Genomic DNA, 15,422 nt, shown 5'->3' with positions numbered 1-15,422 from the left:
TAACAGACGCCAGAGGACTTGGTGGCTTATCATTAGCCCCCTAACGACGCCCACCCAAGGTTCTCCCCGGCATGCTGGCTATCTTCCTCGAAACCCTGAACATTACCGCGCCGGTGTTTGCCATGCTGTTTCTGGGTGTGCTGCTCAAGCGCATCGACTGGATCAACGACAACTTCATCCACACCGCGTCGGCCCTGGTGTTCAACGTCACCATGCCGGCGTTGCTGTTTCTGGGCATCCTGCATGCCGACCTGCACGCTGCGTTGCAACCGGCGCTGCTGATCTATTTCTCGCTCGCCACCCTGGTATGTTTCGCCATCGCCTGGGGCTGGGCGATCTGGAAGTGCCCGCGGGAAGACCGGGGGATTTACACCCAAGGCGCATTTCGCGGCAACAACGGGGTGATCGGCCTGGCGCTGGCGGCGAGCATGTACGGCGACTACGGGATTTCCCTCGGGGCGATTCTTGCGGCGTTGGTGATCCTGTTTTACAACACGCTCTCGACCATTGTGCTGGCGGTTTACAGCCCGGTGATCAAGTCCGACCCTTGGAGCATCTGCAAAAGCGTGATGGTCAATCCGCTGATCATCAGCGTGTTTGTGGCGGCGCCGTTTGCCTACTTCAAGATCAGCTTGCCGGGATGGCTGGAAACGTCCGGCCAATATCTGGCGCAAACCACCCTGCCATTGGCGTTGATCTGTATCGGCGGCACGCTGTCGCTGGCGGCGCTGCGCAAAAGCGGCAACATGGCGCTGAGCTCAAGCCTGGTGAAGATGATCGGCCTGCCGGTTCTGGCGACACTGGGTGCGTGGCTCTGGGGCTTTCGTGGTGCGGAGTTGGGAATTCTGTTCCTGTACTTCGGCAGCCCGACCGCCGCAGCCAGTTTTGTCATGGCCCGTCAGGCCAATGGCAATCATGAACTGGCAGCAGCGATCATCGTGATCACCACGTTGATGGCCGCGGTCACCACCAACATCGGGATCTTCTTGTTGCAGTGGGGCGGGTGGATCTAACCTCGGGATTTGCTGTGTTTTATCGGGCCTCTTCGCGAGCAAGCCCGCTCCCACATTTGACCGAGTTCTTTCAGAAGGAATGCGATTAATGTGGGAGCGGGCTTGCTCGCGAAGACGGCCGAACAGCCACTACAACTTTCGGCTGCTTACTCCGGCTTCTGGTAGCTGTCGATCACTTCCTGCGCCGCCCGAAACGCATCGATTGCCGCCGGTACACCGGCATACACCGCACAATGCAGCAGCGCTTCACGAATCTCTTCCACGGTGCAGCCATTGTTCAGCGCACCACGCACGTGACCCTTCAATTCCTGCGGACACTTCAATGCGGTCAGTGCGGCGAGGGTGATCAGGCTGCGGGTTTTCAATGGCAGGCCTTCGCGGTTCCAGACGCTGCCCCAGGCGTGCTCGTTGACGAAATCCTGCAGCGGTTGAGTGAACTCGGTGGCATTGCCCAGTGCGCGGTCGACGAAGGCGTCGCCCATCACTTGGCGGCGTACTTCAACGCCAGGCTTTCTATCATCGGTCATGGCAATTCACTCTTGTGGTGTTGGCGACGCCAGGCGCGCAGCGACGTGAACAGCAAAAACGCCACCAGCGCCGGCAGGGCAAAAAACAGCATCAAGTGTTCGAGCTTGCCCGCCAACGGCATGCCGGTGGTGAACGACACCACGTGCAGACCGTAAGCCAGATACAAACCCAACAACATCAGACCTTCGGCGCGGGTCACCCGGTAACCGGAATAAAACACCGGCAGGCACAAAACCGCGACACCGAGCATCACCGGCAAGTCGAAATCCAGGGCGTTGGGCGATACCGACAGCGGCGACGGCGCGATCAATGCGGTGAAGCCCAGCACGCCCAGGAGGTTGAACAGGTTGCTGCCGATCACGTTGCCCACGGCGATATCGCGCTGACCGCGCAAGGCGGCAATCAACGAGGTGGCCAGTTCCGGCAGGGAGGTGCTGACCGCGACGATGGTCAGGCCGATGATCCGCTCTGACAACCCGAGATCGGTCGCGACCGAAACCGCCGCGCCCAACAGCAAGTGCCCGGCGTAGACCAGCATCGCCAGTCCGGCGACGATCATCAGCAAACTGCTGAACCACGGCGCTGGTGTTTCGTCATGGGATGGCGGACGGGCCGAGTGCCGCGACTGGCGCAGCAGCAAGCCCAAATACAATGCCAGCGCGGCCAGCAGAATGATGCCGTCCACGCGGGTCAGTTCTTCGTTCCACGCCAATACGAACACCAGCAGGCTGGCGCCGATCATCAGCGGGATATCCAGGCGCACCAGTTGCCGTGAAACCCGCAGCGGGATGATCAGCGCCGAGAGCCCGAGAGTGACAAGGATGTTGAAGATGCTACTGCCGATCACGCTGCCGACGGCGATGTCGGCGTTCTGCGCCAGGGTGGCTTGCAGGCTGACCGCCATCTGCGGTGCGCTGCTACCGAGGGCGACGATGGTCAGGCCGATAATCAGCGGTCGTACATGCAGGCGCGCGGCCAGGCGCACGGCGGCACGCACCATCAGCTCGGCACCGGCGATCAGCAGCAGCAAGCCGCTGAGCAATTCAATCACGCTGATCAGGGGTAAATCGGCAAGTCCGAAAATGGTCGGCGCTCCGTGGGTCAGTCGTCGAGGGCTTGCACGCGAACCCGTGCGGTGCCGCTTCTGAGCATACCCAGTTGTTCGGCGGCCTCGTGTGAAACATCGATCAGACGTCCACGGGTATGTGGCCCGCGATCGTTGATGCGTACTACACAGGATTTGTCGTTATTGAGATTGGTGACCTTTACCCGTGTGCCAAAGGGTAGCTGGCGGTGGGCGGCGGTCAGGGAATTCTTGTTGAAACGCTCGCCGCTGGCGGTGCGTTTGCCTTGGTGTTTAGCGCCGTAATACGAGGCAACACCGGTCTTGTTGTAGCCGTGTGGATCGATGGCATCGGTGCTGGCGCAACCGGCCAGCAGAGAGAGCAGGGCGCAGGCACCCAGTAGACGCTTCATAAATGGTTCCCCAAAACAAATGTGGGAGCGGGCTTGCTCGCGAATGCATTCTGACAGTCAACCTTGTGTTGAGTGCCGGACCGCATTCGCGAGCAAGCCCGCTCCCACAAGGGAATGGAGCCAGGCTTAAGATCTGGCTCCATTCCGGTTAGCCTTCGAGCTTGCTTTTCAGCAGTTCGTTGACCTGTTGCGGGTTGGCCTTGCCTTTGGAAGCTTTCATGGCCTGGCCGACAAAGAAGCCGAACATCTTGCCGCGCTTGGCTTCGTCTGCCGCGCGGTATTGTTCAACTTGTTCGGCGTTGGCTGCGAGCATCTCGTCGAGCACCGCAGAGATCGCGCCCGTGTCGGTCACTTGCTTCAGACCGCGCTTGTCGATGATCTCGTCCGCGCTGCCTTCGCCGTTGGCCATGGCCTCAAAGACCACCTTGGCAATTTTGCCGGAGATGGTGTTGTCAGTGATGCGCAGCAGCATGCCGCCCAATTGCTCGGCCGAGACCGGCGACTGATCGATGTCCAGGCCCTGTTTGTTCAACAGGCTGCCCAATTCAACCATGACCCAGTTGGCCGCCAGCTTGGCGTCGCCACCGATGCTCACGACTTTCTCGAAGTAATCGGCTTGCTCGCGGCTGGTGGCCAGGACGCTGGCGTCGTAGACCGACAGACCGAACTGCGCCTGGAAGCGCTCGCGTTTCTGCGGTGGCAATTCCGGCAGGGTGGCGCGTACGTCGTCGAGGAACGAGTCCTCGATGACCACTGGCAGCAGGTCCGGATCCGGGAAGTAACGGTAGTCGTTAGCTTCCTCTTTGCTGCGCATCGGACGGGTTTCGTCCTTGTTCGGATCGTACAGGCGGGTTTGCTGGATCACCTTGCCGCCGTCTTCGATCAGTTCGATCTGACGCTGCACTTCGCTGTTGATCGCCTTCTCGATGAAGCGGAACGAGTTGACGTTCTTGATCTCGCAGCGCGTACCGAATTCAACCTGGCCTTTTGGACGGATCGACACGTTGCAGTCGCAACGAAGCGAGCCTTCGGCCATGTTGCCGTCGCAGATGCCGAGGTAACGCACCAGCGCGTGGACCGTCTTGACGTAAGCCACGGCTTCCTTGGCGCTGCGCATGTCAGGCTCGGAAACGATTTCCAGCAGCGGCGTGCCAGCGCGGTTCAGGTCGATGCCGGTGGCACCGGTGAACTCTTCGTGCAGGCTTTTACCGGCGTCTTCTTCCAGGTGTGCCCGGGTGACGCCGACACGTTTGATCGTGCCGTCGTCCATGGCGATGTCCAGGTGACCCTTGCCAACGATCGGCAATTCCATCTGGCTGATCTGGTAGCCCTTCGGCAGGTCCGGATAGAAATAGTTTTTACGGGCGAACACGTTGTGTTGGCCGATCTCGGCATCAATCGCCAGACCGAACATCACTGCCATGCGCACCGCTTCCTGGTTCAGCACCGGCAATACGCCAGGCATACCGAGGTCAACCAGGCTGGCCTGGGTGTTCGGCTCGGAACCAAACGTGGTGGAACTACCGGAAAAGATTTTCGACCGGGTGGTGAGCTGGGTGTGAATCTCCAGCCCGATCACGACTTCCCATTGCATGTGTTTCTCCTCAGAAGCCGGTTGGGGTGCGGGTGTGCCAGTCAGTGTTTAACTGATACTGGTGCGCAACGTTGAGCAAGCGGCCTTCCTGGAAATACGGGGCGAGCAGTTGCACGCCAACCGGCAAGCCGTCGACGAAACCGGCCGGCATCGACAGGCCCGGCAGGCCGGCGAGGTTGGCGGTGATGGTGTAGACGTCTTCCAGGTAAGCAGCGACCGGGTCGCTGTTCTTGGCGCCGAGTTTCCAGGCCGGGTTCGGCGTGGTTGGGCCGAGAATGATGTCGACCTCATTAAAGGCTGCCATGAAGTCGTTCTTGATCAAGCGACGAATCTTCTGGGCCTTCAGGTAATAGGCATCGTAGTAACCGGCCGACAACGCATAGGCACCGACCATGATCCGGCGCTGCACTTCCGGGCCGAAACCTTCGCCACGGGAGCGCTTGTACAGGTCGATCAGGTTTTTCGGGTCTTCGCAGCGGTAGCCGAAACGCACGCCGTCGAAACGCGACAGGTTGGAAGAGGCTTCTGCCGGCGCGATCACGTAGTACGCAGGGATTGCGTGCTGCATGTTCGGCAGGCTGATTTCCTTGACCACGGCGCCGAGCTTTTTCAGCTCTTCGACACTGGCCATGACCAAGTCGGCGATGCGCGGGTCCAGGCCGGCGCTGAAGTATTCCTTCGGCACGCCGATGCGCAGGCCTTGCAGTGAACCGTTGAGGCCGGCGCTGTAATCAGGCACGGGCTCGTCGATGCTGGTGGAGTCTTGCGGGTCGAAACCGGCCATGCCTTGCAGCAGGATCGCGCAGTCTTCGGCGGTGCGGGCCAGAGGGCCGCCCTGATCGAGGCTGGAGGCGTAAGCGATCATGCCCCAGCGCGAAACACGACCGTACGTCGGTTTCAGGCCAGTCAGGTTGGTCAGTGCGGCGGGCTGACGGATCGAGCCGCCCGTGTCAGTGCCGGTGGCCGCAGGCAGCAGGCGCGCGGCAACCGCAGCGGCCGAACCGCCGGACGAACCGCCCGGAACGTGTTCCAGGTTCCACGGGTTTTTCACCGGGCCGTAGTAGCTCGACTCGTTGGCCGAACCCATGGCGAATTCGTCCATGTTGGTCTTGCCCAGGGTCACCGCGCCGGCAGCGGCCAGTTTGGCAACGACGGTGGCGTCGTACGGTGCTTTAAAGTTGTCGAGCATCTTCGAGCCGCAGCTGGTGCGGATGCCCTGGGTGCAGAACAGGTCTTTGTGCGCGATCGGCGCGCCGAGCAGGGCGCCGCTCTCACCTTGGGCGCGGCGTGCGTCAGCGGCTTTCGCCTGCTGGAGCGCCAGGTCTTCGGTGAGGCTGATGAAGCTGTTGAGCTGCGGATCGAGCTGGGCGATGCGCGCCAGCAGGGTTTTGGTCAGCTCTTCGGAAGAAAACTTTTTATCGGCGAGTCCGCGGGCGATCTCGGCCAGAGTCAATTGATGCATTGCAGGCTCTTTCCCTTTAGTCGATGACTTTCGGAACCAGGTACAGGCCGTTTTCGACCGCTGGTGCGATGGACTGATAGGCCTCGCGATGATCGGTCTCGGTCACGACGTCTGCACGCAGGCGCTGGCTGGCTTCCAGTGGGTGGGCGAGCGGCTCGATACCGTCGGTATTGACCGCCTGCATTTCGTCGACCAGCCCCAGAATGCTGTTCAGGGCCGAAGTAATATGTGGAAGATCGGCATCATTAAGGCCCAGACAGGCCAGATGAGCGATTTTTTCCACGTCGGAGCGTTCAAGCGCCATGGGAATCTCCAGTGGAAAACAGAACGGACGGCGTCCGTGTGTTAGATTGTCGGAACACTACCGCATTTCTACGGTCATAAGGCCGCGATTGTGGGGGTTGGTGCACAGAAAAGCGGCCAATTTAACATATTGGCGCCTTGCCCAAAATCCCTGTCGTTGTTAGAGTTTGCCGCACTTTTTTACCCACGCGTTGCCTAGGGTCCTTTCCCCATGTTCAAGAAACTGCGTGGCATGTTTTCCAGCGATCTTTCCATTGACCTGGGCACTGCCAACACCCTTATTTACGTGCGCGAGCGCGGTATCGTTCTGAATGAGCCCTCGGTTGTGGCTATTCGGACACACGGTAACCAGAAAAGTGTCGTTGCTGTCGGCACCGAGGCCAAGCGCATGCTCGGCCGTACGCCGGGCAACATTGCTGCCATTCGTCCGATGAAGGACGGTGTGATCGCCGACTTCAGCGTTTGCGAAAAGATGCTTCAGTACTTTATCAACAAGGTTCACGAAAACAGCTTCCTGCAGCCTAGCCCTCGCGTGTTGATCTGCGTCCCGTGCAAATCCACCCAGGTTGAGCGTCGTGCCATCCGTGAATCCGCCCTTGGTGCCGGTGCCCGTGAAGTGTTCCTGATCGAAGAGCCAATGGCTGCTGCGATCGGTGCCGGCCTGCCGGTTGAAGAAGCTCGCGGCTCGATGGTTGTCGATATCGGTGGTGGTACCACTGAAATCGCGCTGATCTCCCTGAACGGTGTGGTTTACGCCGAATCCGTACGGGTTGGCGGCGACCGCTTCGACGAAGCGATCATCACTTACGTGCGTCGCAACTACGGCAGCCTGATCGGCGAATCCACTGCCGAGCGCATCAAGCAGGAAATCGGTACGGCCTACCCGGGCGGCGAAGTTCGCGAAGTCGACGTTCGTGGCCGTAACCTGGCCGAAGGCGTTCCACGCGCATTCACCCTGAACTCCAATGAAGTGCTGGAAGCTCTGCAAGAGTCGCTGGCAACCATCGTTCAGGCGGTGAAAAGTGCACTGGAGCAATCGCCTCCGGAACTGGCTTCCGATATCGCCGAGCGTGGTCTGGTACTGACCGGTGGTGGCGCCTTGCTGCGTGACCTCGACAAGTTGCTGGCCCAGGAAACCGGTCTGCCGGTGATCGTTGCCGAAGACCCGCTGACCTGTGTGGCTCGCGGCGGTGGCCGTGCATTGGAAATGATGGATAAACACACCATGGACCTGCTTTCCAGCGAGTGATTTCGCCGGTCGCATCTATGCTGTTGGCGCGCAGGCAGCACTTTGCAGTGCTGCCTGTTGGCGTTTATCTTCTGTCAGTCTGCATCCAGGCCGGTTTGATGCCGTATGAATAAAGAGAACATTTGCCTGGGAGGAGCGGCTTATTAAACCGCTTTTCACAAAAGGGCCTTCACTGGGCGTGCGCTTGTTGGTGCTGGTCGTGCTATCGGTCGCGCTGATGGTGGTCGATGCCCGCTTCACACTGTTCAAGCCAGTGCGTAGCCAAATGTCGCTGGTGCTGATGCAGTCCTACTGGATCACCGACCTGCCGCAGCGGCTATGGCAGGGTGTGGCCAGCCAATTTGGCAGCCGAACCGAGCTCGTCGCCGAAAACGAAAAACTCAAAACCGAAAACCTGCTGTTGCAGGGCCGCATGCAAAAGCTTGCCGCCCTCACCGAGCAGAACGTTCGGCTGCGCGAGTTGCTCAACTCCTCCGCACTGGTCAACGAGAAGGTCGAAGTGGCCGAGTTGATCGGCATGGACCCCAATCCCTTCACCCATCGCATCATCATCAATAAAGGGGAGCGTGACGGTGTGGTCCTTGGTCAGCCGGTGCTCGATGCCCGCGGCCTGATGGGCCAGGTGGTCGAGTTGATGCCGTACACCTCTCGTGTGCTGCTGCTGACCGACACCACTCACAGTATTCCCGTGCAGGTGAACCGCAACGGTTTGCGGGCGATTGCCAGCGGCACCGGCAACCCGGAGCGCCTGGAGCTGCGTCACGTGGCCGATACCGCCGACATTAAGGAAGGCGATCTGCTGGTCAGCTCCGGTCTGGGTCAGCGGTTCCCGGCGGGTTACCCGGTGGCGACGGTCAAGGAAGTGATTCACGATTCCGGTCAGCCGTTCGCTATTGTGCGTGCCGTACCGACCGCCGCCTTGAACCGCAGCCGTTACCTGCTGCTGGTGTTCACCGACGGCCGCACAGCCGAAGAGCGTGCCAACGAAGCCGCCCAGGCTCAAGAGGCTCTGGACCAACACGGTGGTGGGCCGATCATTCCAGCGGCCGTGCCCAAACCTGCCATCGTCCCGGCTGCCGTTGCTGCGCCCGCGACTCCGGTTGCACCGACGACTGCCCCGGCTGCCGCAACCCCGGCCAAACCTGTGGCAACTCATCCTGCTGCCGTGAAGCCTGCTGCCAAACCGCCTGTCTCCGCGCCGGCTACCACTGGGGGACGAGAATAATGGTTGGTGCTACTGCATCCCGAAACGGCTGGATCGTCTGGCTGACCTTCGCCATCGGCCTGCTGCTCAGCATTTCGCCGCTGCCGCAATTCATGGAAATCCTCCGTCCGCTGTGGCTGGCCCTGTTGCTGGCGTTCTGGGCGTTGGCCATGCCACAGAAAGTCGGGATGGTCACCGCGTGGTGCCTGGGCCTGGCCGAAGACGTGCTCTATGGCACGCTGCTGGGCCAGAACGCGTTGATCCTGACGCTGATCACGTATCTGGTGCTGGCGCTGCAACAGCGTCTGCGCATGTTTCCGATGTGGCAACAGAGCCTGGTGATCCTGGTGATCTTCGGCCTCGCGCAGCTTATACAACTATGGCTCAGCGCCCTGACCGGCAATCGTCAGCCGACGCTGGCGCTGGTCTTGCCGGCATTGGTCAGTGCGTTGCTGTGGCCATGGATCAGCTACGGTTTGCGCGGTTTGCGTCGACGCTACAAAATCAATTAATTCGGTCAGGCATTTGCCCGCACCAGGGCACTGGACAGGGAGATGTCTTGATGAAACAGCTATATCTCGCCTCAGGCTCGCCGCGTCGGCGTGAACTGCTCACGCAGATCGGCGTGCCGTTCTGCGCCATCAGCGCGGACATCGATGAAACCCCTTTAAAAGATGAATCACCGTCGGCCTATGTCGAGCGCCTGGCGCGCGGCAAAGCTGAGGCCGGGCGCCGGATTGTCATGTCCGACGTAGATTTTTGCGTGCTGGGCGCCGATACCGCCGTGGTGCTGGGCGGGAAAATTCTCGGCAAACCGGTTGATGAAGCGCAAGCATGCACCATGCTTATGATGTTGTCCGGGTGTGAACATGAAGTCCTGACGGCGATTGCGGTGCGAGAGGGTGAGCGTTGCGAGTCTCGGGTCGTGCGCAGTCTGGTGCGTTTTCGCAACATCAGTCGTGATGAAGCGGTGGCCTACTGGGCCAGCGGCGAGCCGCAGGACAAGGCCGGCGGCTATGGCATTCAAGGGCTCGGCGCAGTGTTTGTCGCCGGCCTTAATGGCAGCTACTCGGCGGTGGTCGGGTTGCCGCTGTGCGAAACCGCTGAGCTGCTCGGCCATTTCGGCATACCCTGTTGGCAAACCCTTAACGCGCGTTGAGCGTCGTACTGACAAGATGCGGCCATTATCGTGAACATGCCTGAACGAGACCCTGCCATGAGTGAAGAGATCCTGATCAACATCACGCCGATGGAATCGCGCGTGGCGGTGGTTGAAAACGGTGTCCTGCAAGAGGTCCACGTCGAGCGCACGCAAAAACGCGGGATCGTCGGCAACATCTATAAAGGCAAGGTCGTGCGGGTATTGCCGGGCATGCAGGCGGCCTTTGTCGACATTGGTCTGGACCGCGCCGCGTTCATTCATGCCTCGGAAATTTCCCTGCGCGAAGGCCCTGCGGTCGAGAGCATCAGCGCTCTGGTTCACGAAGGCCAGAGCCTGGTGGTGCAAGTCACCAAGGACCCGATCGGTTCCAAAGGCGCACGCCTGACGACTCAGTTGTCGATTCCATCGCGTTATCTGGTGTACATGCCGCGCACTGCGCACGTCGGCATTTCGTTGAAGATCGAAGACGAAGCCGAGCGCGATCGACTCAAGCAGGTGGTCACCGATTGCGTGGCCAAAGAAGGCATCAAAGAGGCTGGTGGTTTCATCCTGCGCACCGCCGCCGAAGGTGCCGGCGGCGATGAAATCCTCATGGACATCCGCTACCTGCGCCGTCTCTGGGATCAGATCAACGAACAGATCAAAACCATCGGCGCACCCAGTGTGATCTACGAAGATCTCGGCCTGGCGCTGCGCACCTTGCGTGACCTGGTGAGCCCGAAGATCGAGAAGATCCGGATCGACTCCCGGGAAACCTTCCAGAAAACCACGCAGTTTGTCGCAGAACTGATGCCGGAAATCGCCGATCGTCTTGAGCATTACCCGGGTGAACGGCCGATCTTCGACCTGTACGGCGTCGAAGACGAAATCCAGAAGGCGCTGGAACGCAAAGTCCCGCTGAAGTCCGGCGGTTATCTGGTGGTCGATCCGGCGGAAGCCATGAGCACCATCGACGTCAACACCGGGGCGTTCGTCGGTCATCGCAACCTCGAAGAAACCATCTTCAAGACCAACCTCGAAGCGGCAACCGCCATTGCTCGTCAGCTGCGCCTGCGCAACCTGGGCGGGATCATCATCATCGATTTCATCGACATGGAAGATGAAGAGCACCAGCGTCAGGTGCTGCGCACACTTGAGAAGCAACTGGAGCGCGATCACGCCAAGACCAACATCATCGGCATCACCGAGTTGGGCCTGGTGCAGATGACCCGCAAGCGCACCCGCGAAAGTCTCGAACAAGTGCTGTGCGAGCCGTGCAGCAGTTGTCAGGGTCGCGGCAAGCTCAAGACGCCGGAAACCGTTTGCTACGAGATTTTCCGCGAAATCCTCCGAGAGGCTCGCGCCTATCAGGCGGAAGGCTATCGTGTATTGGCAAACCAGAAAGTGGTCGACCGCCTGCTCGATGAAGAATCGGGCAATGTCGCCGAGCTCGAAGGTTTTATCGGGCGCACCATTCGGTTCCAGGTGGAAACCATGTATTCCCAGGAACAATACGACGTGGTGCTGCTCTGAATCGCTGTATTTCACCCCTAATAGAACGGCTGGCTTCAGCTTTTTGCAGTATTTTTGCCATGGGAGCCAACTGACATGGAGCGTCTGACACGCATTTTGGCCGCATTGACCCGCTGGGGTCTGGGCCTGTGCGCGTTGGTATTGGTGTTGATGGCGTTATACGTCAGCCTCGGCCGAGAGCTGACGCCGCTGGTGGCCGAGTACCGTGCCGAAGTCGAAGCCAAAGCCAGTGCTGCCTTGGGCATGCCGCTGAATATCGGCGAACTGGAAGGCAACTGGAGCGGCTTTGCGCCGATGATGCTGGCTCACGATGTCATGGTCGGCGAGGGCGCCAATGCCCTGCGTCTGGATCAGGTTCGCGTGGTGCCGGATCTGTGGGAGAGCCTGCTGGCTCGCGAAGTGCGCATCGCTCACCTGGAACTCAGCGGCCTGAAGATCAGCCTCAAAGAAGGCGAGGACGGCCATTGGGCGCTGGAAGGTTTGCCGGTGCAGCGGGATCAGCCGCTGGATCCTCAACAATTGCTCAATCGCATGCAGACGGTTCAGCAGCTTTCGGTGCTCGATAGCCAGATCACTTTGCAGCCACTGCAAGAGCAGCCTCTGACCCTGACTTATGTCGGCCTGAATCTGAAAACTGGCGTCTCCCGCCAGCGACTCGACGCCCGTTTGACCCTGCCCGATGGACAACCGGTGGCCATCAGTCTGCGTACCCGTCTGCGCGCCAGCGAATGGAAAGACGGCGAGGCCGAAGCTTATTTGAGCCTGCCGCAAAGCGACTGGTCGAAATGGTTGCCTGAGCGCCTGACCCAACAATGGAATTTTTCCGAGTTCAAGGCCGGCGGCGAGCTTTGGGTAAACTGGAACAAGGGCGCCCTGCAGAGTGCTGCGATTCGCTTGAACGCGCCGCAACTCAAGGGCGCGTACGCCGAGCGAAAGCCGATCCAGATCAACAATCTGGCGCTCAATGGCTATTTCAAGCGCAGTTCCGAAGGCGTCCTGATCACCCTGGACTCGCTGGCCATGAACCTCGGCGAAACCCGCTGGGAATCGCACCTGCAACTCAAACAAAGCGCGGCTACCGACAAGATTGAAGAGCTTTGGCATCTGCAAGCCGACCGCCTCGACCTCACCCCGATCACCCCGGTACTGAATGCTTTGGGGCCGCTGCCCGAAGGCGTTGCCACGGCCGTCGAGCGACTCAAGGTGACAGGTGGCCTGCGCAACGTGCTGATCGACTTCCGGCCCAATGCCACCGACGACAGCAAGCTCAGCTTTGCCGCCAACCTGGATCGGGTCGGCTTCGATGCCTATCACGGTGCCCCGGCCGCACGGAATGTCAGTGGCAGCATCAGCGGTGATCTGGGCAGTGGCGAGCTGCGCATGGACAGCAAGGATTTTTCCTTGCACCTGGACCCGATCTTCGCCAAGCCATGGCAGTACATTCAGGCCAATGCCCGGCTGACCTGGAAACTCGACAAAGACGCCTTCACCTTGATCGCACCGTACCTGAAGGTACTGGGTGAAGAAGGCAAGATTGCCGGCGACTTTCTGATCCGCCTGCATTTCGATCACACCCAGGAAGATTACATGGACCTGCGGGTCGGTCTGGTGGACGGCGACGGGCGTTACACCGCCAAGTACCTGCCGAAAATGCTCAGCCCGGCGCTGGACGAATGGCTGCGTACGGCGATTCTCAAAGGTGCGGTGGACGAAGGCTTCTTCCAGTACCAAGGGTCGTTGAACCACGGTGCCGCTGATACTGCCCGCAGCATCAGCCTGTTTTTCAAGGTTCACGATGCCGAACTGGCCTTCCAGCCAGGCTGGCCACCTGTCAGCAAGGTCACAGGTGACGTGTTTGTTGAGGACAGCGGCGTGCGGGTCCTCGCCAGCAAGGGTCAGTTGCTCAATACCCAGGTCAGCGACATTTACGTCAATATTCCCCATGCGCCTGCGGGGCAAAACGTCCACTTGTTTCTCGACGGTGGATTCGCCGGCGGGTTGGGCGATGGTCTGAAGATTCTTCAGGAAGCGCCGATCGGCACCGCAGCCACCTTTGCCGGTTGGGAAGGTGAGGGCGATCTGCAGGGCAAGCTGAAACTGGATATACCGCTGGCCAAAGGCGAGCAGCCGAAGATCCTCGTCGACTTCAAGACCGCTAAGGCCCGCTTGAAACTGGCCGAGCCAACCCTGGAGTTGACTCAGCTCAAGGGCGATTTCCGTTTCGACAGCACCAAGGGTTTGAGCGGGCAAAACATCACCGCACGCGCCTTCGATAAACCTGTCACCGCACAGATTTTCGCCGATGGCGGCCCCGGCAACCTCAGGACTCGCGTCACCGCTTCGGGTCAGGTCGAGGTCAAGAAGCTGACTGACTGGCTGAGCGTTACTCAGCCGTTGCCAGTGGCCGGGGTGATCCCTTATCAGCTGCAACTGAACCTTGAAGGTGCCGACAGTCAATTGATGGTCAGCTCCAACCTCAAGGGCGTAGCAATCGATTTGCCGGCGCCGTTCGGCATGGCTGCCGATGTGGGCCGCGACACCACGTTCCGCATGACCCTGCAGGGGCCGGAGCGACGCTACTGGGTCAACTACGGTGAGCTGGCTAACTTCACGTTTGCGGCACCGCCCGGTAATTTCGCCGACGGTCGTGGCGAGTTGTTCCTGGGGGGCGGCAATGCCGTGTTGCCCGGCGCCAAGGGCTTGCGAGTTAGAGGCGTGCTGTCGGAACTGGATGTCGGCCCGTGGAAGGATCTGGTGGACAAGTATGCTGGCCAAGACCCGGGCGGCAGCGCCAAACAGTTGCTCAGCAGCGCGGACTTCAAGGTCGGCAAACTCAGCGGAATCGGAACCACGCTCGATCAGGCGTCGGTGCAATTGAACCGCAAACCGACCGCGTGGGCCTTGCAACTCGACAGTCAGCAGGTCAAGGGCAGCGCCAGCCTCCCCGATGCGAAAGCCGCGCCGATTGCGATCAATCTGCAATACGTGCGTTTGCCGGCGCCAGACCCGACGGTCCAGGCCGACGAAAACTCGCCAGATCCGCTGGCCTCGGTGGATCCGACGAAGATTCCGGCGTTGGATATCACCATCAATCAGCTGTTCCAGGGCAAGGACCTCGTCGGGGCCTGGTATCTGAAAGTCCGTCCGACCGCCAAGGGCATTGCGTTTAATACGCTGGATCTTGGCCTCAAGGGCATTCTCTTGCAGGGCAGCGGCGGTTGGGAAGGCATGCCCGGTTCCAGCAGCAGTTGGTACAAAGGCCGGATCAGTGGCAAGAATCTCGCCGATGTGCTGAAGGGCTGGGGCTTTGCGCCGAGTGTCACCAGTGAAGACTTTCATATGGATGTCGATGGTCGCTGGCCCGGTTCGCCGGCCTGGCTGGCCACCAAGCGCTTCTCCGGAACCCTCGATGCTTCGCTGAACAAAGGCAAGTTTGTTGAAATAGAGGGCGGCGCCCAGGCGTTGCGAGTGTTTGGCTTGCTGAACTTCAACTCCATCGGCCGCCGGCTGCGCCTGGATTTCTCCGACCTGTTCGGCAAAGGCTTGAGTTACGACCGGGTCAAAGGCCTGCTCGTCGCGACCAACGGTGTATACGTGACCCGCGAGCCGATCCTGATGACCGGCCCGTCGAGCAATATTGAGCTCAACGGCACCCTGGACCTGGTGGGCGACAAGGTCGATGCCAAGTTGCTGGTGACCTTGCCTGTAACCAATAACCTGCCGATTGCTGCACTGCTTGTCGGCGCACCGGCTATCGGCGGTGCGCTGTTCCTGATCGACAAGCTGATCGGTGACCGTGTGGCACGTTTCGCGAGCGTCAAATACACCGTCAAGGGGCCGTGGAAAGAGCCGAAAATTACCTTCGACAAGCCTTTTTGACTGTCTTTCTCAGAGCCCACGTCCTTGGCCGATGGAGTAG

At 60.1% G+C, this 15,422-nt stretch carries 13 protein-coding genes; 7 read left to right on the top strand and 6 right to left on the bottom strand.

Going from position 1 to position 15,422, the window contains the following annotated elements:
- Nucleotides 1–71: 71 nt before the first annotated feature.
- On the top strand, nucleotides 72–1,013 hold the full coding sequence (locus tag ACYZTX_RS26105) for an AEC family transporter (protein ID WP_462036458.1): 942 nt from the start codon (nucleotides 72–74) through the stop codon (nucleotides 1,011–1,013).
- A 146-nt stretch (nucleotides 1,014–1,159) separates the two neighbouring features.
- Here ACYZTX_RS26105 and ACYZTX_RS26100 read toward each other — a convergent pair whose 3' ends face one another.
- The 6 genes from ACYZTX_RS26100 to gatC all read right to left on the bottom strand — a co-directional run bounded on the left by ACYZTX_RS26100 (nucleotide 1,160) and on the right by gatC (nucleotide 6,377).
- A complete protein-coding gene (locus ACYZTX_RS26100) occupies nucleotides 1,160–1,540 on the bottom strand; it encodes a carboxymuconolactone decarboxylase family protein (RefSeq protein ID WP_462036457.1) in 381 nt (126 codons plus the stop codon).
- A complete protein-coding gene (locus tag ACYZTX_RS26095) occupies nucleotides 1,537–2,592 on the bottom strand; it encodes a calcium/sodium antiporter (RefSeq protein WP_462036456.1) in 1,056 nt (351 codons plus the stop codon). Before ACYZTX_RS26095 ends, ACYZTX_RS26100 begins: the two co-directional genes overlap by 4 nt.
- 50 nt (nucleotides 2,593–2,642) lie before the next feature.
- The gene (locus tag ACYZTX_RS26090; RefSeq protein ID WP_462036455.1) at nucleotides 2,643–3,017 is read right to left on the bottom strand and encodes a septal ring lytic transglycosylase RlpA family protein; all 375 of its coding nucleotides are present in this window, start codon (nucleotides 3,015–3,017) and stop codon (nucleotides 2,643–2,645) included.
- Nucleotides 3,018–3,165: 148 nt separating this feature from the next.
- Entirely contained in the window at nucleotides 3,166–4,611 is a 1,446-nt protein-coding gene (gatB, locus tag ACYZTX_RS26085; protein ID WP_462036454.1) for an Asp-tRNA(Asn)/Glu-tRNA(Gln) amidotransferase subunit GatB, read from the bottom strand.
- A 10-nt stretch (nucleotides 4,612–4,621) separates the two neighbouring features.
- On the bottom strand, nucleotides 4,622–6,073 hold the full coding sequence (gene gatA, locus ACYZTX_RS26080; protein WP_462036453.1) for an Asp-tRNA(Asn)/Glu-tRNA(Gln) amidotransferase subunit GatA: 1,452 nt from the start codon (nucleotides 6,071–6,073) through the stop codon (nucleotides 4,622–4,624).
- A gap of 16 nt (nucleotides 6,074–6,089) precedes the next feature.
- Nucleotides 6,090–6,377, bottom strand: coding sequence for an Asp-tRNA(Asn)/Glu-tRNA(Gln) amidotransferase subunit GatC (gatC, locus tag ACYZTX_RS26075; protein ID WP_045061473.1), 288 nt, complete (start codon nucleotides 6,375–6,377; stop codon nucleotides 6,090–6,092).
- 210 nt (nucleotides 6,378–6,587) lie between these two features.
- Here gatC and mreB point away from each other — a divergent pair, with 210 nt between their 5' ends.
- The 6 genes from mreB to ACYZTX_RS26045 all read left to right on the top strand — a co-directional run bounded on the left by mreB (nucleotide 6,588) and on the right by ACYZTX_RS26045 (nucleotide 15,382).
- Nucleotides 6,588–7,625 carry a rod shape-determining protein MreB gene (mreB, locus tag ACYZTX_RS26070; RefSeq protein WP_002555108.1) on the top strand — a complete coding sequence of 346 codons (1,038 nt, stop codon included), beginning with the start codon at nucleotides 6,588–6,590 and terminating at the stop codon, nucleotides 7,623–7,625.
- 142 nt (nucleotides 7,626–7,767) lie between these two features.
- On the top strand, nucleotides 7,768–8,850 hold the full coding sequence (mreC, locus tag ACYZTX_RS26065) for a rod shape-determining protein MreC (RefSeq protein WP_462037110.1): 1,083 nt from the start codon (nucleotides 7,768–7,770) through the stop codon (nucleotides 8,848–8,850).
- On the top strand, nucleotides 8,850–9,341 hold the full coding sequence (mreD, locus tag ACYZTX_RS26060) for a rod shape-determining protein MreD (RefSeq protein ID WP_462031659.1): 492 nt from the start codon (nucleotides 8,850–8,852) through the stop codon (nucleotides 9,339–9,341). The genes mreC and mreD overlap by 1 nt, the downstream gene beginning before the upstream one ends.
- Nucleotides 9,342–9,391: 50 nt before the next feature.
- Entirely contained in the window at nucleotides 9,392–9,988 is a 597-nt protein-coding gene (locus ACYZTX_RS26055) for a Maf family protein (RefSeq protein ID WP_462036452.1), read from the top strand.
- 57 nt (nucleotides 9,989–10,045) lie between these two features.
- Entirely contained in the window at nucleotides 10,046–11,503 is a 1,458-nt protein-coding gene (gene rng, locus ACYZTX_RS26050; RefSeq protein ID WP_462036451.1) for a ribonuclease G, read from the top strand.
- A gap of 75 nt (nucleotides 11,504–11,578) precedes the next feature.
- Nucleotides 11,579–15,382: a YhdP family protein gene (locus ACYZTX_RS26045; protein WP_462036450.1), complete on the top strand. Its 3,804-nt coding sequence runs from the start codon at nucleotides 11,579–11,581 to the stop codon at nucleotides 15,380–15,382.
- Nucleotides 15,383–15,422 lie beyond the last annotated feature (40 nt).

This window comes from Pseudomonas sp. MDT1-17 (genome assembly GCF_054898105.1).
This window is presented reverse-complemented; position numbering and strand designations above follow the sequence as displayed.

What these genes read in the sequence shown, in the direction of transcription:
- ACYZTX_RS26105 (WP_462036458.1), top strand. Translation starts at nt 72, where the DNA reads ATGCTGGCTATCTTCCTCGAAACCCTGAACATTACCGCGCCGGTGTTT.
- ACYZTX_RS26100 (WP_462036457.1), bottom strand. Translation starts at nt 1,540, where the DNA reads ATGACCGATGATAGAAAGCCTGGCGTTGAAGTACGCCGCCAAGTGATG.
- ACYZTX_RS26090 (WP_462036455.1), bottom strand. Translation starts at nt 3,017, where the DNA reads ATGAAGCGTCTACTGGGTGCCTGCGCCCTGCTCTCTCTGCTGGCCGGT.
- gatB (WP_462036454.1), bottom strand. Translation starts at nt 4,611, where the DNA reads ATGCAATGGGAAGTCGTGATCGGGCTGGAGATTCACACCCAGCTCACC.
- gatA (WP_462036453.1), bottom strand. Translation starts at nt 6,073, where the DNA reads ATGCATCAATTGACTCTGGCCGAGATCGCCCGCGGACTCGCCGATAAA.
- gatC (WP_045061473.1), bottom strand. Translation starts at nt 6,377, where the DNA reads ATGGCGCTTGAACGCTCCGACGTGGAAAAAATCGCTCATCTGGCCTGT.
- mreB (WP_002555108.1), top strand. Translation starts at nt 6,588, where the DNA reads ATGTTCAAGAAACTGCGTGGCATGTTTTCCAGCGATCTTTCCATTGAC.
- mreD (WP_462031659.1), top strand. Translation starts at nt 8,850, where the DNA reads ATGGTTGGTGCTACTGCATCCCGAAACGGCTGGATCGTCTGGCTGACC.
- ACYZTX_RS26055 (WP_462036452.1), top strand. Translation starts at nt 9,392, where the DNA reads ATGAAACAGCTATATCTCGCCTCAGGCTCGCCGCGTCGGCGTGAACTG.
- rng (WP_462036451.1), top strand. Translation starts at nt 10,046, where the DNA reads ATGAGTGAAGAGATCCTGATCAACATCACGCCGATGGAATCGCGCGTG.
- ACYZTX_RS26045 (WP_462036450.1), top strand. Translation starts at nt 11,579, where the DNA reads ATGGAGCGTCTGACACGCATTTTGGCCGCATTGACCCGCTGGGGTCTG.